We start from the raw sequence: 20,064 nt of genomic DNA, 5'->3' as shown, positions 1-20,064 counted from the left end.
CACCCGACATGAGGAGCGTCGCGAACGAGCGCCTTACCCCAGCAGCGCCCGTGGCACTTTCACCATCATGTCCAGCAACTGCTGTCCCTTGCCCTTGGCCAGCGCATCTAGGCGCAGGCTGGCGAATTGCCCCCCGCCCAAGGATTGAATGCAGTGGAGGTTGATCGCATTCATCCCCGGCAGATCGTATCGTCGGACCTCCGGGTGTGACGCGCCTTCAAATTCATGGGCGAAGAACGCCTTCACCGCGTCTTCGGTCAGGGCGGTGCGGATCCAGGGAAGGAACTCCGGCCGACGCGCAATCACCCCGACGTTGAAGGCGTTCCCCTTGTCGCCGGAGCGCGCCCAGGCGACTTGGATCAGCGGCACCTCCACCAGATGCTCGGCGGCGTCAGCGTCCTCCTCCGCTAGCGGCCGGACGATCATCGTCGCGTCGAACGAGGTGGCCGGCGCCGGGTTTTCCACGGTGATCGTCTCCCCTCCCAGCGAAATTTTGGCGGAGACGGATCCGCCGTCGACCAGGAACGAGAAGACCTGCGATACCGGCGAGATCGTCGGCCGCGCCCCGAACCAGCCGGTCGATCCCACGCTCATCGACGTGGTCGGCGAATCGAATTCGCGCATCATGATGTTCAGCGCATCGGCATCCTCATGCTCCGCACCGATGCGGGCGATCACCTCGCGGGTGGCGGAGAGCGCCTGGCTGGCCTGAGCGCCATAGCTCGCCTCCGTCCCCAACAGCTCGACGCGCATGTCGCGCAGCGGCGGCAGGTTCCGCCCGCGTAGCATTTCGCCCACTCGGGTCAGCACGGCCTCAGCCTGCGCCTGCGCCTTTCTCGCCGCATCGCGCCCCACCACGGGCATGATGCCGATGAAGCGATGCCCGTTCTCGAAGGTCACGCAGGTCTTGAGCTTGCCCGTCGGCGGATATCCCTTCGCATTTGAAACGCGCACCCGTCCCTCGCCGTCCTCGGTGACGCTCAGCTGGGAAAAGTCGCACACCACGTCCGGTAACGCATAGGCCTGCGGATCACCGACCTCGTAGAGGATTTGCTCGGAAACGGCCGCCGGGGAGACGAGCCCGCCGGTCCCCTCCGGCTTGGTGACGACGAAGTCGCCGTCGGCGTGGCATTCGATGATCGGATAGCCGATGTGCGCCCAGTCCGGCACCTTTTCCCAATCGGTGAAGAGGCCGCCGGTCGCTTGCGCGCCGCATTCGATGACATGGCCGGCGAGCGATCCGGCGGAAAGCCGGTCATGATCGTCCGCTTGCCAGCCGAATTCATGCATCAGCGGCCCCAGCGTCAGCGCGCTGTCCACCACCCGGCCGGTGATGACCACATCCGCGCCGGCAGCGAGCGCCGCCGCGATCGGCCCGCCGCCGAGATAGGCATTGGCGGTCCACACCTTCTTCGGATCGGGAAAGGGCAGGTCACTGAACATCTCGAGTATGCCATTGGCGGCAAAGTCGGGCACGCGATCGATCAGGTCGTCGCCGGTGATGATCGCGATGCGGAACGAGATGCCGGCCTCGGCGGCGATTTCCTCCATCCGCGCCCGGCACGCCTCCGGGTTCACGCCGCCCGCATTGGTCACGACGCACACGCCCTGTTCCTTGAACTCGCGCAGATTGTCCTTCCACACCCATTCGGTGAAATCGCGCGCATAGCCCTGGTCGGGGCGGACCTGTTTCAGCTGGCCGAGCGGCGCCATGGTCGCCTCGGCCAGGTAGTCGAGGATCATATAGTCAAGCTTGCCGCTAGCCAGCAGCTGCGGCGCTGCGACCGAGCTATCGCCCAGGAACCCGCCCGCGCCGCCGATGCGCACGATTTTGGCCATCCGCCCTCTCCCGATGTTTCGGAAGAGGGTAGACGGATTGAACACGGAGGCAAGCTTCACCCCTCCCGCTTCCGGGAGGGGGCATCCGATCAATCAGCGAACGGGTCGCGCACCAGGATCGTGTCCTCCCGTTCGGGGCTGGTGGAAACCAGCGCGACCGGGCAGTTGATCAGTTCCTCGATACGGCGGATGTATTTGATCGCCTGCGCCGGCAGGTCGGCCCAGCTGCGCGCACCGGCGGTCGATTGCGACCAGCCTTCCATTACTTCGTAGATCGGCTCCACCGCCGCCTGATCCGCCGCATGCGACGGGAAATAGTCAAGCGTCTCGCCGCGCAGCTTGTAGCCGGTGCAGATGGAGATCGTCTCGAAGCCGTCGAGCACGTCCAGCTTGGTCAGCGCGATGCCGGTGATACCGCTGACAGCGGCGGACTGGCGCACCAGCACGGCATCGAACCAGCCGCAGCGGCGCTTGCGCCCGGTGACGGTGCCGAATTCATGCCCGCGCGTGCCCAGCCGCTCGCCGGTCTCATCCTCCAGCTCGGTCGGGAACGGGCCGGAGCCGACACGCGTCGTGTACGCCTTGGCAATGCCCAATACGAACCCGACGGCGCCCGGTCCGAGGCCGGAACCACCCGCCGCCGTCCCGGCGATCGTGTTGGAGGAAGTGACGAACGGATAGGTGCCGTGATCGATGTCGAGCAGCACGCCTTGCGCGCCCTCGAACAGAATGCGGCGACCACGGCTGCGCGCGTCGTTCAGGTCGCGCCACACCGGCTTGGCAAAGGACAGAACGAAATCGGCGATCTCGCGCAGGTCGGCCAGCAGCCGCGCACGATCGATCGGCGGCTCGCCGAAACCGGCGCGCAGCGCATCATGGTGCGCGGTCAGTCGATCAAGTTGCGGATCCAGATCGTCCAGATGCGCTAGGTCGCAGACGCGGATGGCGCGACGGCCGACCTTGTCCTCATAGGCGGGCCCGATGCCGCGCCGCGTGGTTCCGATCTTCCCCGCGCCGCTCGCATCCTCGCGCAGCCCGTCCAGGTCGCGATGGAACGGCAGGATGAGCGCGCAAGTGTCGGCGATGCGCAGCGTGTCAGGCGAGACCTTCACGCCCTGTGCCGACAGTTTCTCCACTTCCGCGCGCAGGGCCCAGGGATCGAGCACCACGCCGTTGCCGATGACGGAGGGCGTGCCGCGCACGATCCCCGACGGCAGCAGCGACAGCTTGTACACCTGCTCGCCCACCACCAGCGTGTGGCCGGCATTGTGGCCGCCCTGGAAGCGCACCACCATGTCGGCGCGCTCGGCCAGCCAGTCGACGATCTTGCCCTTGCCCTCGTCGCCCCACTGGGCACCGATCACCGCTACATTCGCCATGGGTACAATACTCCCCCTGCCGGGATGATCCTCGCCGCCCTTCGACAGGACTCGGCGGCAAGGAAGGGCCAGAAATTGCGCCGCGCGGTTAGCGGGGCATGATGGTGGCTGTCAAACCCCTGCGCGCTTTCAGAGCGGCCGGGCCTCGCCGTCGACCAGCAGATGCGTGCACAATTGTTTCTCCGGCGTATCGCCCGGCTCCAGCGCGGCAACGGTCACCCAGCCGTCCCGGCGCATGGCCGCGCCCGCTGCTTCGGGCGTGCCGACCGGCAGGAACAGGCGGCGGCGCTCGCTTGCGTCATTGCCCGCGACAGCCGCGGCGAACAGCGAAAAGCCGGTCGCCGCCTCCTCCGCGCCGTTTTCGTGCATCAGCGTATAAGTGCCGCCGCGTCCGACTTCGCGGGTCGCGCCTTGCGCAAACAGCGAGAAGCCCAGCCACGTCTGATATTCGAAGCCATGCCGCTCGGTAGGATCAAGCGTCAGCGTCGCACGCGACCCCAGCGCCGCCGCAATAGCTTCCAGCCCGTCAAGCCGCGTCGCCAGGACGTTGCTCGTATCGAAGGCGCGCAACCGCTTCACCGCAGCCTCGAACGGCCCGGCCGCCTCGATCAGCGGCAGATAGGCTGGCGCGAGCTCTGCAACCGCGCCGGCATCCTTGGCGTCCAGCCGATCGCGCAGACGATCAACATCTTCGACCGGCAGCGGCCCGGCGGCGAGCGTATCGACCAGGTCAGGGAGCGTGAAGTCGACCGACACGCCCGTCGCGCCAGCCGCGGCCAGTGCCTCGACCGCCACCGTCACCACCTCGCGCGCCGCCGCGACGGTATCGAGACCGATCAGCTCGCACCCGATCTGCCGCGCCTCGCGCTCCGGCTGCAGCGCGCCGCCACGCAGCTTCAGCACCGAACCGGCATAGCTCAGGCGAACGGGGCGCGGATGGTGCGCCATGCGGGTCGCGGCGATGCGGGCGACCTGCGCGGTGATGTCGGGGCGGATCGCCATGGTACGCTGGCTCACCGGATCGACGAAGCGCACCGCATCGGCCAGCCCGCCATCCTTCAATCGCGAGCCAAGCCCCTCGGCGAATTCAGCCAGCGGCGGATCGACCCGCTCATAGCCATGGGAATGCGCCAGGCCGAGCACGCGTGCCTCGACGCTTGCGGCCCCATCGGCATGCGGCGGCAGCCGATCACGAAACCCTTCGGGAAGCAGCGTGGTCATGCGAAAATCTCCCTCTCCCCTCCGGGGAGAGGGCCGAGGAGAGGGGCAGTCACAAGCGCAGCAGCGATTGCCTGCAGCACACCGGCCTCGTTCCGCATGACGTCAGCGTTGGTGAAACGCAGCACACGATATCCTTCACGTTCCAGCACAGCCGTCCGCTGCGCATCGCGCGCTTCGTTGCTTGCGTGGGTGTCGCCGTCAACCTCGATGATCAGCTTGCGCGATCGGGCACAAAAGTCGGCGATATAGCGGCCGATCACGACCTGGCGGCTGAACTTGACGTCGCCGAACCTTTTGCCGCGCAGGTGATACCAGAGCCGCGCCTCGGCCGACGTCATCTCGCTGCGCATCGCCTTCGCGCGCTTCAGCAGGTCAACATCGGTTCTCGCCACTGCCCCTCTCCCCTGCCCTCTCCCCGCCAGCGGGGAGAGGGACAAGAGGTGCCCGTCCCGCTCGCCTCCCGCAAGCGGCACAAGCATCGGCATCACCTCAGAACCGCAGCCCCATGGCGGTCTTCACGCCCGGCAGCGCCTTCACCTTGGCCAGCAGTTCCGCGGTCACCGGCTCGTCGACCGACAGCAGCAGCACTGCCTCCCCGCCGGCCTGGCGCCGACCGAGGTGGAACGTCCCGATGTTGACGCCTGCCTCGCCCAGCGTCGTGCCGAGCCGGCCAATGAACCCCGGCGCATCCTCGTTCACGACATACAGCATCGCGCCGGTCAGATCGGCCTCGACCTTGATGCCGAACAGCTCCACCAGGCGCGGCGCCTGATCGCCGAAGAGCGTGCCTGCGACCGAGCGCTCGCCGTCCGCGGTGCGTACCGATACGCGCAGCAGCGTGTGGTAATCGCCCTCGCGCTCGGTGCGGATCTCGCGCACTTCCATGCCGCGATCGCGCGCCAGCACCGGCGCGTTGACCATGTTGACCGTGTCGGTCTGCGTGCCGAGGAAGCCCTTCAGCACCGCGCTGGTCAGCGGCTTGGGGTTCAGCTCCGCCGCGGCGCCTTCCGAGTGGATCGACACGCGGTCGATCGCGCCATGCGCCAGCTGGCCGACGAGGCTGCCGAGCTTCTCGGCAAGGCCCATGTACGGCTTCAGCTTGGGGGCTTCCTCGGCGCTGAGGCTTGGCATGTTGAGCGCGTTGGTGACGCCGCCGGAGACCAGATAATCGGCCATCTGCTCGGCCACCTGGATCGCCACGTTGACCTGCGCCTCGGTGGTGGATGCGCCGAGGTGCGGCGTGGAGATGAAGTTCGGCGTGTTGAACAGCGGGCTTTCCTTGGCCGGCTCGGTCACGAACACGTCGAGCGCCGCCCCGCCGATATGGCCGCTGTCGAGGCCCTGCTTCAGCGCCGCCTCGTCGATCAGGCCACCACGGGCGCAATTGATGATCCGCACGCCCTTCTTCGTCTTGGCGAGATTCTCGGCCGACAGGATGTTGCGCGTCTGGTCGGTCAGCGGCGTGTGCAAGGTGATGAAATCGGCGCGCGCCAGCAGCTCGTCCAGAGTCACCTTCTGCACGCCCAGTTCAATCGCGCGCTCCTCGGTGAGGAACGGATCAAACGCGACCACCTTCATCTTCAGACCCAGCGCGCGATCGGCGACGATCGAGCCGATGTTGCCCGCGCCGATCAGGCCGAGCGTCTTGCCGGTGACCTCGACGCCCATGAAGCGGTTCTTTTCCCACTTGCCCGCCTGGGTGGAGCGATCCGCCTCCGGCAGATCCCGTGCCAGCGCGAACATCAGTGCGATGGCATGTTCGGCGGTGGTGATCGAATTGCCGAACGGGGTGTTCATGACGACCACGCCCTTCGCGCTGGCCGCGGGGATGTCGACATTGTCGACGCCGATGCCGGCGCGGCCGACGACCTTGAGGTTGGTCGCGTGCTCGAGGATCTCCTTGGTCACCTTGGTGGAGCTGCGGATGGCGAGGCCGTCATACTGGCCGATGATCGCTTTCAGCTCGTCCGGCGTCTTGCCGGTGATCTCGTCCACTTCCACGCCGCGCTCGCGGAAGATCTGCGCGGCCTTGGGGTCCATTTTGTCGCTGATGAGAACTTTTGGCATTTTGAAGTCTCCCTCTCCCCGCTTGCGGGGAGAGGGTCGGGGAGAGGGGCAGTCAAAAGCCCCGCATCCGACCCTAAAGATTGTTGTGAAAAGCGGAGAGGGACTGCCCCTCTCCCCGGCCCTCTCCCCCAAACTGGGGAGAGAGAGAAATCAGGCGGCCGCTTTGGCCGTCGCGTAGGCCCAGTCCAGCCAGGGGCCGAGCGCCACGATATCTGCGGTATCCACCGTGGCGCCGCACCAGATGCGCAAGCCCGGCGGTGCATCGCGATACCCGCCGATGTCGAGCGCCGCGCCTTCCGCCTCCAGCAGCGCGACCATCTTCTTGATCACCGCTTCGTCGGCATCCACCGTCAGGCACACGCTGGTGGTCGAGCGCGACGCCGGATCAGCCGCCAGATGCCCGAGCCAGTCGCGCGCCTGCACGATCTCGTCCAGGGCCTTGGCGTTCGCATCGGAGCGCGCGATCAGCCCGCCAGCGCCCAGCGACTTCGCCCATTCGAGGCTGAAGATCGCGTCCTCCACCGCCAGCATCGACGGCGTATTGATCGTCTCGCCCTTGAACACGCCCTCGGCGAGCTTGCCCTTGGAAACGAGGCGGAACACCTTCGGCAGCGGCCACGCCGGGGTGTACGACTCCAGCCGCTCGACAGCGCGAGGGCCCAGGATCAGCACGCCATGCGCGCCCTCGCCGCCCAGTACCTTCTGCCAGGAGAAGGTGGCGACATCGATCTTGTCCCACGGCAGGTCGTAAGCGAACACGCCGCTGGTTGCGTCGGCGAAGCTCAGCCCCTCGCGATCGTCCGCGATCCAGTCGCCATTCGGGACGCGTACGCCGCTGGTGGTGCCGTTCCAGGTGAACAGCACGTCGTTCGACCAGTCGACTTCGCCAAGATCGGGCAGCTGGCCGTAATCGGCGCGGATCACGGTAGGGTCGATCTTGAGCTGCTTGACCGCATCGGTCACCCAGCCTTCGCCGAAGCTTTCCCAGGCGAGCGCGGTGACTGGGCGGGCGCCCAGCATCGTCCACATCGCCATCTCGAACGCGCCGGTATCCGAACCGGGAACGATACCGATGCGGTGCGTGTCGGGGAGCTTCAGCAGCTCGCGCATCAGATCGATGCAATAAGCGAGGCGCTGCTTGCCGATCTTGGAGCGGTGCGAGCGGCCGAGCGAGACGTCGGACAGCTTGGCGGCATCCCAGCCGGGAGGCTTGGCGCAGGGACCAGAGGAAAAATAGGGTCGCGCCGGCTTTGCGGCGGGTTTCGCAGGCGCAAGAGTGGCGTCGGCGAGCGTCGTATCAGTCATTTAAGACTCTCCTTACAGAGAGCACGCGCGGCGTTGGGACCGCGTGGCCCGCCGACGGCTCTAATCAACCGGAGCTAACGTGGCAACCGCCTGACGGTGCCACCGACTCGACTCAGCCTTCCGCACGCTCCATTCGGCCCGGCTGCCGCCGCCCGTGCTTTCCTTGTGGGAAATCGTGTAAAAAAGGGGGCGCGTCATCGATCGCGGCGCGAACGGGGGGGCTTGGTGCGTTCGTTTTTTCTTCTGGCGCTCGCAACGTTGCTTGCCGCGTGCGGCCGGTCGGAGCCGCCGGCGCGCTCCGATTCGCGCACGCCCGTTCGGCGCATCGACGGGCCGATGTCGCGCGAAACCGCGCAATGCCACCGCGACCTTCGCGCGCTCGGCGTCGCATTCGAAGCGCTGCCCGACCGCCAGTTCGCTCCCGGCTGTGGCATCGTGGGAACGGTGAAGCTGCTCGACATCGGCGTGCCCACGACGAACCTCGGCGCGATCCGCTGCGGCGCGGCGCGCACCTATGCGCAATGGGCGCGCAACGCGGTCGCTCCTGCCGCATATCAGATCCTCGGTAGCGAGCTTGCCAAGGTCGAAAGCATGGGCACCTACAATTGTCGCAACGTCGCCGGCACCGCGCGCCGCTCGGGCCATTCGATCGCCAATGCGCTGGATATCGGCGGCTTCCAGCTGAAGGACGGCCGGCGGATCACGATCCTGAACGATTGGAACTCGCCCGATCCCGATGTGCGCCGCTTCATGCAGGTCATCCATCGCTCCGCCTGCAAGCGCTTCGGTACGGTGCTGAGCCCCGACTATAACAGCGCGCACCGTAATCACTTCCATCTGGAGGACGACAAGGCCGATTTCTGCCGCTAAAGGCCCACGAAATGACAGAAACTCGCGTACCGAGCCGCACCTTTCCGCGCGCTCGCCAGGATGCCGAATCGGCCAAGGGCAACATCTCGACGCCCCAGACCGAAAATCCCGCCTACAAGCTCGCCTTTCAGGACATGGATTTCCTCCTGCGCGAGGATCTGCGCCCCGTCCGCTTCCAGCTCGAGCTATTGAAGCCCGAGCTGCTGCTGGAGGAAGCGCATATCGGCTCCACCTTTGTCGTCTATGGCTCGGCCCGCATTCCGGAGCCGGCCAAGGCGCAGGCGATGCTCGACATGGCGGATCCGGAACACCGCCACATTGCCGAGAAGCTGGTCGCCAAGTCGAAATATTACGACATGGCGCGCGAACTCGCCCGTCTCGCCAGCAACTTTCCCCGTGATGAGCAGGGGAAGCGGCATTTTGTGGTCTGCTCGGGCGGCGGCCCGTCGATCATGGAAGCCGCGAACCGCGGCGCGGCGGACGTTCATGCCGAATCGATCGGGTTGAACATCGTCCTGCCGCACGAACAGGCGCCCAATCCCTATGTGACGCCGTCGCTGTCGATGCAGTTCCACTATTTCGCGCTCAGGAAGATGCACTTCCTGCTGCGCGCCCGTGCGCTCGCCGCGTTCCCCGGCGGCTTCGGCACGTTCGACGAGCTGTTCGAACTGCTCACGCTGATCCAGACTGGCAAGGTCGCCCCCATCCCGGTGCTGCTGTTCGGCCGCGAATTCTGGGAAAAGGTGGTGAACTTCGAAGCGCTTGTGGAGGAGGGCGTGATCGCAGAGCGCGATCTCGACATCTTCACCTATGTCGAAAGCGCTGCTGAGGGCTGGGCGGTCGTTCAGCGTTTCTATCAGGAGCGTGCGCAGCAGGATCCGGCGCCGCCGGCCTGACACACGAGGCGGCCGGGTGCCGGATCGCTCCGGCCCTATCCCGCCCGATCTAGCAACAGGTCGCGGGCCGCGTTCAGCGCCCGCGCCTCTTCCGCCGAGCCGCCACGATCGGGATGCGCCTCAGCCATCAGCCGCCGATGCGCGGCGCGGATGGTCGCTTCGTCCGCGGCACGGTCCACGCCCAGGAGGCGCCGTGCGGCGGCCGCATCGCCAGGCTCCTGCGGCACGGCGCGCTGGCGCACCTTTCGCCCGCCCATACCGTCCTTCCACAATCGCCAGCCGGCATAGGCCACCAGCAGCGCGATCAGCAGCTTGAACATCATGCGACTGAGGTCAGCGCTGGCTCGGGCAGCGACAGCCCGGCCATCATTTCGCGCAGTTCCTGCCGCGCCGCGACATGCCCCAGCCCCATTGCGCCGAACTCCTTGGCATCCAGCATGGTAAGGCCTGAAGGGAAGAGTTCGCGATAGATCACGCGCTCGCCAAGCCCGGGGATGACACGAAAGCCCACCCGCTTCGCCAGCTGATCCAGCGCGTCCGACACGCGCCGCATGTTGCGCGCCTCGATATGCTGCAGGCGATTGCGCAGCACCACCCAGTCGATCGTCGATCCGTCGGCCTTGGCCCGAGCCTTGCGGGCGTCCCAGATCAGCTCGGAATAGAAGCTCGGCCGCGTCACCTTGAAGGTTTCAGGGTGAACCTGCCCGATCAGATCGAAATCGACGAAGCTGTCATTCATCGGCGTGACCAAGGTGTCGGCCCGGGTGGCCGCCGCGCGGGCATAGGGATCATCGCGGCCGGGCGTATCGATCACCAGGAAGTCCGCGCCCTGCAGCATCTCCGCATAAGCGTCCTCGAAATCCTCATGCGCAGTGCGATAGCGCGGAATCGCGAGTTCCGATCCGGTGCGGCGTACCGATTCCGTACGATTGTCGAGATAGCGCCCCATGGTCCGCTGGCGATGATCCAAATCGAGGCAGGCCACGCGGGCGCCGCGAACCGCCAGGGCGATGGCGACATGCACCGCCGTCGTCGACTTGCCCGTCCCGCCCTTCTCATTGGCGAAAACGATCACATGGGTATTGTCGGGACCGGTCGGCAAATCGTCGCATCCTTTGTTGATCGCGTGCAGCGATCCCCATAGATGCCCGCCGGTTAGGTTTCGAGTGGAGTTTCGCCCGCGTGCAGACCGTGCGTGATTTGAACGACCTGCGCGCAGCGATCGCTGCCTTCCGCGCGGATGGCGCGCGCGTCGCCCTTGTCCCCACCATGGGCGCGCTTCACGCCGGCCATATCGCACTGGTCGAGGCGGCGAAGCGCCCGGGCACGAAGGTGGTCGCCTCCATCTTCGTCAATCCCAAGCAGTTCGGGCCGAATGAGGATCTCGCGCGCTACCCGCGGCGCGAGGCGGCGGATTCGCGCATGCTGGTGGAGGCCGGGTGCGATCTCCTCTGGTTGCCGCCGGTCGAGGCGATGTACCCGGACGGTTTCGCCACGAGCATCGGCATTACCGGCGTGACCGAGGGGCTGGACGGCGCCGCGCGGCCTGGGCACTTCGACGGGGTCGCCACTGTTGTCGCCAAGCTGTTCAATCAGGTCGGCCCCGATGCCGCCTATTTCGGTGAAAAGGATTTTCAGCAGTTGCAGGTGATCCGTCGCCTGGTGACGGACCTGAACTTCCCGATCGAGGTTGTCGGCGTGCCGACTCAACGCGACGATGACGGCCTCGCCCTGTCCTCCCGCAATATCTACCTCGACGAGGAGGAACGGGCCAAGGCGGTAGCGCTGCCCCGTGCGCTTGGCGTCGCGGCGCGGGAAATCGCGCGTGGCACATCACCCGCCGACGTGCTGGCGGAGGCGCAAGCCAGCCTGGTCACCGCCGGCTTCGTGGTCGATTACGTCGCGCTGGTGGATGCTGAAACGCTGACGGAGGCGCCGGCAGCAGACCGCCCGCGACGCCTGCTTGCCGCGGCACGAATGGGGCAGACCCGGCTTATCGACAACATAGCGATACCGCTGGATTAACCATTAACGATTTGGTGACGCGAATCGCTGCACGTTGCGCCTGGGGGAACTTGAACCAGGGGCAATCGACATGGGGACCAGCCTGAAAGGTGCGCAGCTGCTGATTGACAGCCGGCTGCCGGATGCGATGCGCGGCGACGGACACGCCTGCTACGATCTGGGCGTCGCTTATTCTACCGGCACGGACGGTGCCGATTACGATCTCGTTGAAGCGCACAAATGGTTCAACCTGGCCGCAGTCGCCGGCAACGCTGCCGCTCAGGCCGCGCGGGCGGAAATTGCGGACGACATGTCGGCACGCGAAATCGCCACCGCCCAGCGTGCGGCACGCGCGATCCTCGCAATGGGCCAGCGGCGCGCGGCATAAGCGCCGCCGTCGGCGCTGGCGCTCGGCTCAGGTAAGCAGACTGGTGCATGCGGAGGCTCACGCGTCGGCTCGTACCACGATCATCGTTCATACTGAGCTTGTCGACGCAGGGGCCGAAACACGCCTGGCGACAAGCACGGGACGAACGGCACAGGTGAGCAAAGCCTGCCGTAAACCCCTGTCTTTGTTGCAAAGCACCTCCCCGGCGAACACCGGGGAAGCGGATCACGGTCGCCGGATCAGGCCTCAATTGTCCTGGCTGGCAACATAGCCATCGTACCGACCACAAGTCTCCGGATCCTTGCGGCAGCGCTTTTCCCAGTCGCGCCGCTCGCGGCCCTCGCGCGCTTCCTTCTTGCGCATTTCCCGGCCGTAGTTGCGATCGGCCTCGTCCTGGCTGGTCGTGGTCCAATCGACGACCTGCCCTGCTGCCTTGAACGGTGCGGTCACAACGCTGGCTGCCGTTCGCACGCACCCGCCCGCAATCAGCGGAAGCAGGGCGGCAGCTGAAATCACAAGCACTTTACGCATCACTGAGCTCCCCGCGCGCCATTGCGCGCCCGCACGCCTATAGCAGGGAAATCAGTGAAGAATCCGTCGATACCAAGGCCAAGGGCGGCCGAAATCTCGGCATGGAGATCGCCCTGTCCCCTAGGATCGTCGGCCCGCCGATAAGCAGGGGGCAGGAACTGGTTCTCGGCCCGGTAGGTCCAGGGGTGGACGCGCAGTCCCGCTGCATGGGCATCACGCACGATCCCGCTGGGCACGCCGTCTTGCCAAAGCATCGCCTTGCTCGGCCCGATCCCCCAGGCATAGGCCGAAATTGCTTTCAGGCCCTCCGGCGTCACCATGTCGGCATAGCTTTGCGCCGCGCCATCGGCAGGCCCGGCGGCGCCATCGATCAACTGGATCAGCCGCACCTGCGTCATTGATTTCAGCCGCTGGAGGTTCTTGACCTCAAAGGACTGGATGAACACGGGCGCTTGAGCATCGTCCCATCCGGCACGCCGCAGCGCAGCCACGAGCGGCGCATCGGTCCCCTTTCCAATTGCGGCGAAATAGGTCGGGTGCTTGGTTTCCGGATAGATCGCGACCTTGTGCTGCTTGGCCAGCGCGATCACCTCGTCCAGCGTCGGGATCGTCTCCTGGCCGTCGAACGCGCGATTGCCCGGCCGCAGCTGCGGCAGCCGCTCCCTCGCGCGCAGCGTCTTCAACTCGGCCAGGGTGAAATCCTCGGTGAACCAGCCCGTCACCGCGCGGCCGTCGATCATCTTGGTCGTGTGCCGGCCGGCGAACTCGGGATGAGCCGCAACGTCGGTTGTCTCGCCAATCTCGTTTTCGTGCCGCGCGACCAGCACCCCGTCGCTGGTCGGCACCAGATCCGGCTCGATCACGTCAGCGCCCTGCGCGATCGCCAGTTCATACGCCCCGATCGTGTGCTCCGGTCGTTCTCCCGAAGCGCCACGATGCGCGATGACGATCGGCGCGGAAAGCGGGGCGGAGTGCGGATCGGCCGGTTGCATCGGCGCTGCTTGCCGTGAAGCGCATCCGCCCGCCAGCGCCATAACAAGAAATATCGCGGCATACTTGGATCGAATGAACGAACGGCGCATATTGCCTCCATGCGCTTCACCATCAACGGCAGCAAGCGCGAGGCTGATCCCGATATCCGAGCCTCGCTCCTCGACGTTCTCCGTGAGGAGTTCGCCCTGACGGGCACCAAGAAGGGCTGCGATCATGGCCAGTGCGGTGCCTGTACGGTGCTGGTGAACGGGCGGCGGATCAATGCGTGTCTCACGCTCGCGGTGATGCATCAGGATGATGACATCGTGACGATCGAGGGTCTTGGCAGCAGCGATACGCTTCATCCCATGCAAGCGGCGTTCGTTCGGCACGACGGTTATCAATGCGGTTATTGCACGCCGGGCCAGATTTGCTCCGCGGTCGGTATGCTCGATGAAATGGCGAAGGGCTGGCCGAGCCACGTCAGCGATGATCTCTCCGCCCCTGTGTTCGACGAGGCCGAAATCAGCGAGCGGATGAGCGGCAATCTCTGCCGCTGCTCCGCTTATCCGAACATCGTCGATGCCATTCGAGAGGTTCACGCGAAGGGGCAGGAGGCATGAAGACCTTCGATTATGCCCGCGCCCACAGCCCGGAGGAAGCGGTGCGCGCCGGCGGCCGCTTCATCGCCGGCGGCACCAATTTGCTCGACCTGATGAAATTGCAGGTCGAGACGCCGGAAAAGCTGGTCGACATCAGCCGGCTCGATCTGAACACGATCGAGGAACAGGATGGCGGCCTGCTGATCGGCGCGCTCGTTTCCAACAGCGACCTTGCCGCCGACCCGCGCGTCATCGCGCTCTATCCGGCGCTCAGCCGTGCGCTGCTCGCCGGCGCCTCGGGCCAGCTGCGCAACAAGGCGACGACCGGCGGCAATCTGCTCCAGCGCACCCGCTGCTATTTCTTCTACGACACCCACGCCGCCTGCAACAAACGCCTGCCCGGCAGCGGTTGCGACGCGCTGGGCGGGTTCAACCGCATCCACGCGATCCTCGGCACCAGCGATCAGTGCATCGCCACCCACCCGGGCGACATGCCGGTGGCGATGCGGGCGCTCGACGCGACAGTGGTGACGTTGAAGCCCGATGGCGACCGCCGCCGCATCCCGCTCGGCGAATTTTACCGCCTGCCCGGTGACACGCCGCAGATCGAGACGTTGCTGGAGCCGGGCGAGCTGATCACCCACATTGCGCTTCCCGCCCCGCCAGCCGGCGCGCGGCAGCTCTACCGAAAGGTACGCGATCGCGCCTCCTACGCCTTCGCGCTCGTCTCGGTCGCGGGGGTCGTGACGGTTGAGGACGGCACGATCACTCATGCTGCGCTCGCCTTCGGCGGCCTCGCCCACCAGCCATGGCGCGATCCCGCCGTTGAGGCCGCGCTGATCGGCAAGCCGGCAGGGCAGGCAGCCTTCGATGCCGCCGCCGATGCGCTGCTCCGCGACGCACGCGGCTTCGGCCACAATGATTTCAAGATCCCGCTCGCACGGCGCGTGCTCGTCGCCGCGCTGCGCGATCTGACCGCGGAGCCAGCATGAACGATCTCGCGATGGACGCGCCCTATCGTCCGGCGGCGCTCGACCGCGCCCGGCAGGGCCTGCTCGGCAAGCCGCTCGACCGCTACGAGGCGCGCGAGAAGGTCAGCGGCGCCGCGCCCTACGCCTTTGAGCAGGCCCCGGAAAACACCGCCTATCTCGCCATCGTTCAGGCAAGCATTGGTCGTGGGCGCGTCACGGGCATCGATGCGGCCGAGGCGGAGGCTGCGCCCGGCGTCATCGCGGTGATCCACGGCGACCCTCGCATGCCGACGGGCGAGGGCAATTCGCGCGCCATGTCCACCATCGGCAAGGATGAGGTGTTCCACTACGGCCAGGGCGTGGCGATCGTCGTCGCGGAAACACAGGAAGCCGCCCGCGCCGCCGCGCGCCTCGTCCGGGTCAGCTATGACGAAGCGCCCGGCCGCTTCGACGCCGCCGCGGTGGAGATCCAGCGCGATCACAAGCTCGGCTTTCTCCCTCCGGTGAACCGCGGCGATCTGGATACGGCGCTCGCCGCGGCGGAGGTGGTGATCGATCGCACCTACACCACCCCGATCCACTTCCCCGCCGCGCTCGAGCCGCATGCCACGCTCGCCTGGTGGGAGGGTGACCGGCTTGTCGTGCGCACCAGCAATCAGGTGATCGGCGGCGCGAAGGGCACGATCGCCAGCGCGCTCGGTATCGAGGCGGATCGCGTCCGCGTGCTCGCGCCTTATGTCGGCGGCGGCTTCGGCGGGAAGACCGGCGTTGGCCCGGAGGTGATCTTCGCTGCCATCGCTGCTGAGAGGATTGGCCGCCCGGTGAAGGTCGCCCTCACCCGCCGCCAGACCGCCTATATGGTCCACCATCGCTCCCCCACGACGCAGCGCCTGCGCATCGGCGCCGACCACGACGGGCGGATCAGCGCCATCGGCCACGAAAGCGTCGCCTACCAGAATGACGACAGCGCTTTTCTGGAGCCGGTACCCTTCGGCACATTGCCGCTCTACGCCGGCGAGGCGCGCCGTTTTCGCACCGATCTCGCGCGGATCGACCTGCCGGCGACGGGTGCGGTGCGCGCGCCGGGCGAGGCGATCGGCACCTTCGCGGTCGAATGCGCGATGGACGAATTGGCCGAGCAGCTTGGCCTCGACCCGATCGAGCTTCGCCGCCGCAACGAACCGGCGAAGGATCCAACCACCGGCAAGCGCTTCTCCACTCGCCGCCTGCTCGATTGCTACGACGAGGGCGCTCGGCGCTTCGGCTGGGATCGGCGCGAGACGACGCCCGGCAGCCGGCGAGAAGGCGAATGGCTGATCGGCATGGGCATGGCCGCGGCCTTGCGCGGCAATTTCACCGTCAACGCTGAGGCGGAGGTGACCCTGTCCGATGACGGCCGCGCGACCGTGCGCACCGACATGACCGACATCGGCACCGGCACTTACACGATCCTGGCGCAGACGGTCGGCGACATGCTCGGCCTGCCGATCGAGGCGATCGATGTGGTGATCGGCGACAGCGATCTGCCGCCCAGCGCCGGATCGGGCGGCTCGTTCGGGGCGGGCAGCGCCTGCGCCGCCGCCGCGCTCGCCTGCGAGGACATCCTCGCCGAGCTCGGCCGTCGCATGAATGCCGCGCCCGAGGATCTTCAGCTGGAGAACGGCGTGGTTACCGCTGGCGGTCGCAGCAACCCGCTCGCCGATCTCGTTCGCGGCTCCCCGATCAGCGCCCGGGGCAAGACCTCGCCGGGCAAGGAATCTCAGGCGACCAGCCAGGCGAGCCATGGCGCGCAATTCGCCGAGGTCGCGGTCAACGCCGTCACGGGCGAAGTGCGCGTGCGCCGCATGCTAGGCGTGTTCGACATTGGCCGCGTGCTCAATGAAAAGACCGCGAAGAACCAGATCATCGGCGGCATGGTCTGGGGCCTCGCTTATGCCTTGAGCGAAGATGGCGTGGTCGATCCGCGCAACGGCCGCTTCGTGAACCCCGATTTCGGCGAATATCATGTCGCCGTGAATGCCGACGTGCCGCAGATCGAGGCCTATTTCGTCGAGGAGATCGACGATTCGGCCAATCCTGTTGGCGCGAAGGGCGTGGGCGAGCTTGGCATCGCCGGCTCGGGCGCGGCGGTGGTCAACGCCATCCACAATGCCACCGGCGTGCGCATCTACGACATGCCGGTGACGCTCGACAAACTTCTCCCTCATCTTCCACCGGTGTAATTCATGGCTGATAACGACAGCGTCCTTTCCGCGGCTCAGACGTGGAAGGGCGACCGCATGGCCCTTGCCACGGTGGTCTCCACCTGGGGCTCGGCGCCCCGCCCCCGCGGCAGCCACATGCTGGTGCATGAGGACGGCCGGTTTGAAGGCTCCGTCTCGGGCGGCTGTGTCGAGGGCGACATCCTCGATACAGCGGCGCAGGTCATCGCCGGCGCCCCATTCGCGGTCAAGAAATATGGAGTCGCCGATGCCAGCGCCTGGGAGGTCGGCCTGCCGTGCGGCGGCGAGATCAGCGTGATGGTGCAGCCGGTATCGGCCGAAGGCTTCGACCCCGAATTGTTTGACCGCATCATCGAGGCGCGCGCCGATGGCCAGGCGCTCACCGTCACCACCGATCTGGAGAGCGGTCACAGCGACCTCAGGCCGATCGAGACGGGAGAGATCTTCGCCAACCGCTACGATCCGCCGCGGCGGCTGATCGTGGTCGGTGCGGTGCAGATCGCCCAGTCGCTGGTCGGCCTCGCCCGTACCTTGGGCATTGAGACGGTGGTGGTCGATCCGCGCGGCCGCTTCCTTACCGATGAACGGTTCCCTGATACGGTGCTGGACGATCGCTGGCCTGACGAAGCCGTGACGGCCTACAAGCCCGGCCCTTCGACAGCGGTGGTGACGCTCAGCCACGATACCAAGATTGACGATCCGGCGCTGATCGCCGCTCTGTCCACCAACGCCGGCTATGTCGGTGCGCTCGGCAGCCGCAGGAGCCACGCCGCCCGCCTTGAACGCCTCGCCGCCGCGGGCATCACGCCCGCCGATCTGGAACGGATCGACGGCCCGGTCGGCCTCGATATCGGCGCGATCGGCCCGGCTGAAATCGCCCTCTCCATCGCCGGCGCGATGGTGAAGGCTTTTCATGATCGCGGCTGAGAACACCGCGCTCATCCTGCTCGCCGCCGGCCAGTCGCAGCGGTTCGGGGGAGAGCGCAGCAAGCTGGACGAGCCCCTCGCCGGCCGGCCATTGGGGCTGCACCCGGCGGAGACACTGGCCGGCATCCCGTTTCGCGCCCGTGCCGCGATCGTCCGCCGCTGCCGCATCGACTATGCGGCGCACGGCTTTGCCGTGATCGAAAATCGCGATGTGGTGGCGGACATGGCCTCCTCGCTCCGCCTGGGCGTGGCGTGGGCCCGGGCGCAAGGCGCGGGTGCGTTATTGGTCGCGCTCGCCGACATGCCCTGCATCACCGCGGCGCATGTCCGCCGCTTGCTCGACGCTGCCGAGGGAGGTGACGCTGTCGTCGCCTCAGCCAGCACCGGCCGTCCCCCGCGCCCGCCCGCCCTGTTCGGACGCGATCTGTTCGGCCGCTTGCTGACGCTAACCGGCGATCACGGCGCCCGCGACCTCATCCGCGCTGGCCGCCAGGTCGACGCGTCACCGGCGGAACTCGCCGACATCGACACGCCTGCCGACCTCGACGCGCTTCGCCGTCACATGGGTTGATCCAACATCAGCGCCGGTATTGAGCGCTTTTCGAAAGTGCGCTCAACAAGCCGTCCAACAGTATCGAGACGGACCACCCCCGAGATCCGCAGACGACGGCGCGCGCGGATCGCACCAGCCGACTTTCTCCCCAACAGAGTCGGGCTTCGGCGAACTCGTATCAAGCCGCAGAAAGCGTCGTCACTCCCGCCCTGTGCTGAGGTCCGGAATTCCCCAAACTCGATAGCTTGAGGCTCCTCGCCATCCTGAATGCGGGGACAAGCCCGGCATGACGAGGTGGGATGTGCATAGGTTACGGCTTCGGCGCGAACGTGCTCCAGATCACGCGGGGCCGCCAGGAGCGCTCGTCCATCAACTCCGTCCGTACTTAGCACGTCAAAAGACGGACCCTGAACACGCCTTCCGGCGAAGCTCAGAACGGATTGATTAGGGTCGTACGAAAACATTCCAAGTACGAGGCGCAAGCAAAGGGATCCCGGCCGGACGAGAGCTGATCCCTGTAACGCCATCAAAGTGTCGGCCCGCTTTACAGCGGCGCCGTCACTGCTCGGTGCGTTAACCTCCACACGCGAGCAAATCCGCGCTTCTCCGCGTCTGGCATAGGCGCTGCATAACAACAGACATCGCGCAGTGATGCGCTTCAGTCGGGCGGGTGTGTCGCTTCTTCGATCTCGCGACACCCCGCCCGCACCCGATCTTCGCCGGCTTCAGGCAGCCTTGACGGTATCTTTCAGCAGCTCGGCCAGTTCGCCGCTCTCATACATTTCCATCATGATGTCCGATCCGCCGACGAACTCGCCGTTGACGTAGAGCTGCGGGATGGTGGGCCAGTCCGAATAGGCCTTGATGCCCTGGCGAATGCCCTGATCCTGCAGCACGTCGACGCTCTCGAACTCCGCATTCAGATGCTGGAGGATCGCCACCGCCCGGCTCGAAAAGCCGCATTGCGGGAATAGCGGGCTGCCCTTCATGAACAGAACGACGGGGTTGTTCTTCACCACCGCGTCGATGCGGGCGTTGGTATCTTCGGTCATTGTCGGTCCTCGCGTGAAAGCAGCCTGGGCGTTATTTCGGCACGCCCGTGGTCAACTGCAAGGCGTGGAGCACCCCGCCCATCCGGCCGCCCAGCGCGGCATAGACTGCCTGATGCTGCTTCACCCGCGGCATGCCCGCAAAGGAAGCCGCAGTCACACGCGCGGCATAATGGTCGCCATCGCCCGCCAGGTCGGTGATCTCCACCTCGGCATCGGGGATGCCTTCGCGGATCAATGCCGCGATCTCGTCTGCCGCCATCGGCAT

21 protein-coding genes are annotated in these 20,064 nt (G+C 66.4%); 9 read left to right on the top strand and 12 right to left on the bottom strand.

Features of this window, described 5'->3' with window-relative positions:
• Positions 1-33: 33 nt before the first annotated feature.
• The 6 genes from BMX36_RS14695 to BMX36_RS14670 form a co-directional block, all read right to left on the bottom strand.
• A complete protein-coding gene (locus BMX36_RS14695) occupies positions 34-1,839 on the bottom strand; it encodes an acyclic terpene utilization AtuA family protein (RefSeq protein ID WP_093066645.1) in 1,806 nt (601 codons plus the stop codon).
• 89 nt (positions 1,840-1,928) lie between these two features.
• Positions 1,929-3,218: an adenylosuccinate synthase gene (locus BMX36_RS14690; RefSeq protein ID WP_066775871.1), complete on the bottom strand. Its 1,290-nt coding sequence runs from the start codon at positions 3,216-3,218 to the stop codon at positions 1,929-1,931.
• A gap of 129 nt (positions 3,219-3,347) precedes the next feature.
• Positions 3,348-4,439, bottom strand: coding sequence for an ATP phosphoribosyltransferase regulatory subunit (locus BMX36_RS14685; RefSeq protein WP_093066643.1), 1,092 nt, complete (start codon positions 4,437-4,439; stop codon positions 3,348-3,350).
• Complete coding sequence (locus BMX36_RS14680) at positions 4,436-4,831, bottom strand: endonuclease domain-containing protein (RefSeq protein WP_371262906.1); 396 nt, start codon at positions 4,829-4,831, stop codon at positions 4,436-4,438. The genes BMX36_RS14685 and BMX36_RS14680 overlap by 4 nt, the downstream gene beginning before the upstream one ends.
• A gap of 97 nt (positions 4,832-4,928) precedes the next feature.
• Positions 4,929-6,506, bottom strand: coding sequence for a phosphoglycerate dehydrogenase (gene serA / locus BMX36_RS14675; protein WP_066775875.1), 1,578 nt, complete (start codon positions 6,504-6,506; stop codon positions 4,929-4,931).
• A gap of 150 nt (positions 6,507-6,656) precedes the next feature.
• Positions 6,657-7,811 (bottom strand): phosphoserine transaminase, encoded by a 1,155-nt coding sequence (locus BMX36_RS14670; RefSeq protein ID WP_093066641.1) that lies wholly within the window; start codon positions 7,809-7,811, stop codon positions 6,657-6,659.
• A gap of 222 nt (positions 7,812-8,033) precedes the next feature.
• On the opposite strand from BMX36_RS14670, the gene BMX36_RS14665 reads away from it, so the two are divergent.
• Positions 8,034-8,681 (top strand): extensin family protein, encoded by a 648-nt coding sequence (locus tag BMX36_RS14665; protein ID WP_093066639.1) that lies wholly within the window; start codon positions 8,034-8,036, stop codon positions 8,679-8,681.
• Positions 8,682-8,692: 11 nt separating this feature from the next.
• On the top strand, positions 8,693-9,577 hold the full coding sequence (locus BMX36_RS14660) for an LOG family protein (protein WP_066775880.1): 885 nt from the start codon (positions 8,693-8,695) through the stop codon (positions 9,575-9,577).
• 35 nt (positions 9,578-9,612) lie between these two features.
• Here the strand turns inward: BMX36_RS14660 and BMX36_RS14655 are convergent, their stop codons facing one another.
• Entirely contained in the window at positions 9,613-9,900 is a 288-nt protein-coding gene (locus BMX36_RS14655) for a J domain-containing protein (RefSeq protein WP_256210828.1), read from the bottom strand.
• Positions 9,897-10,679: a division plane positioning ATPase MipZ gene (locus BMX36_RS14650; protein ID WP_066775881.1), complete on the bottom strand. Its 783-nt coding sequence runs from the start codon at positions 10,677-10,679 to the stop codon at positions 9,897-9,899. The genes BMX36_RS14655 and BMX36_RS14650 overlap by 4 nt, the downstream gene beginning before the upstream one ends.
• A gap of 80 nt (positions 10,680-10,759) precedes the next feature.
• On the opposite strand from BMX36_RS14650, the gene panC reads away from it, so the two are divergent.
• Both panC and BMX36_RS14640 read left to right on the top strand, forming a co-directional pair.
• A complete protein-coding gene (gene panC / locus BMX36_RS14645) occupies positions 10,760-11,602 on the top strand; it encodes a pantoate--beta-alanine ligase (protein ID WP_066775883.1) in 843 nt (280 codons plus the stop codon).
• A gap of 70 nt (positions 11,603-11,672) precedes the next feature.
• Positions 11,673-11,969 (top strand): hypothetical protein, encoded by a 297-nt coding sequence (locus tag BMX36_RS14640; RefSeq protein WP_066775885.1) that lies wholly within the window; start codon positions 11,673-11,675, stop codon positions 11,967-11,969.
• 246 nt (positions 11,970-12,215) lie between these two features.
• On the opposite strand, the gene BMX36_RS14635 is transcribed toward BMX36_RS14640, so the two are convergent.
• Both BMX36_RS14635 and BMX36_RS14630 read right to left on the bottom strand, forming a co-directional pair.
• A complete protein-coding gene (locus tag BMX36_RS14635) occupies positions 12,216-12,500 on the bottom strand; it encodes a hypothetical protein (RefSeq protein WP_066775887.1) in 285 nt (94 codons plus the stop codon).
• The gene (locus BMX36_RS14630; protein ID WP_256210827.1) at positions 12,500-13,492 is read right to left on the bottom strand and encodes a glycerophosphodiester phosphodiesterase; all 993 of its coding nucleotides are present in this window, start codon (positions 13,490-13,492) and stop codon (positions 12,500-12,502) included. Before BMX36_RS14630 ends, BMX36_RS14635 begins: the two co-directional genes overlap by 1 nt.
• 99 nt (positions 13,493-13,591) lie before the next feature.
• Here BMX36_RS14630 and BMX36_RS14625 point away from each other — a divergent pair, with 99 nt between their 5' ends.
• From BMX36_RS14625 to BMX36_RS14605, 5 genes are read left to right on the top strand one after another with little or no spacing between them, the layout of a single operon-like run.
• Complete coding sequence (locus tag BMX36_RS14625) at positions 13,592-14,095, top strand: 2Fe-2S iron-sulfur cluster-binding protein (protein WP_093066635.1); 504 nt, start codon at positions 13,592-13,594, stop codon at positions 14,093-14,095.
• A complete protein-coding gene (locus BMX36_RS14620; RefSeq protein WP_093066633.1) occupies positions 14,092-15,066 on the top strand; it encodes an FAD binding domain-containing protein in 975 nt (324 codons plus the stop codon). Before BMX36_RS14625 ends, BMX36_RS14620 begins: the two co-directional genes overlap by 4 nt.
• Positions 15,063-17,267, top strand: coding sequence for a xanthine dehydrogenase family protein molybdopterin-binding subunit (locus tag BMX36_RS14615; protein WP_093066631.1), 2,205 nt, complete (start codon positions 15,063-15,065; stop codon positions 17,265-17,267). Before BMX36_RS14620 ends, BMX36_RS14615 begins: the two co-directional genes overlap by 4 nt.
• A 3-nt stretch (positions 17,268-17,270) precedes the next feature.
• A complete protein-coding gene (locus tag BMX36_RS14610) occupies positions 17,271-18,194 on the top strand; it encodes an XdhC family protein (protein WP_093066629.1) in 924 nt (307 codons plus the stop codon).
• The gene (locus BMX36_RS14605; RefSeq protein ID WP_093066627.1) at positions 18,181-18,765 is read left to right on the top strand and encodes a nucleotidyltransferase family protein; all 585 of its coding nucleotides are present in this window, start codon (positions 18,181-18,183) and stop codon (positions 18,763-18,765) included. The genes BMX36_RS14610 and BMX36_RS14605 overlap by 14 nt, the downstream gene beginning before the upstream one ends.
• Positions 18,766-19,472: 707 nt before the next feature.
• Here the strand turns inward: BMX36_RS14605 and grxD are convergent.
• On the bottom strand, positions 19,473-19,799 hold the full coding sequence (grxD, locus tag BMX36_RS14600) for a Grx4 family monothiol glutaredoxin (protein WP_066775409.1): 327 nt from the start codon (positions 19,797-19,799) through the stop codon (positions 19,473-19,475).
• 31 nt (positions 19,800-19,830) lie between these two features.
• Entirely contained in the window at positions 19,831-20,064 is a 234-nt protein-coding gene (locus BMX36_RS14595; RefSeq protein WP_093066625.1) for a BolA/IbaG family iron-sulfur metabolism protein, read from the bottom strand.

This window comes from Sphingomonas sp. OV641 (genome assembly GCF_900109205.1).
In the GTDB taxonomy this organism is placed as follows: Bacteria; Pseudomonadota; Alphaproteobacteria; order Sphingomonadales; family Sphingomonadaceae; genus Sphingomonas.
This window is presented reverse-complemented; position numbering and strand designations above follow the sequence as displayed.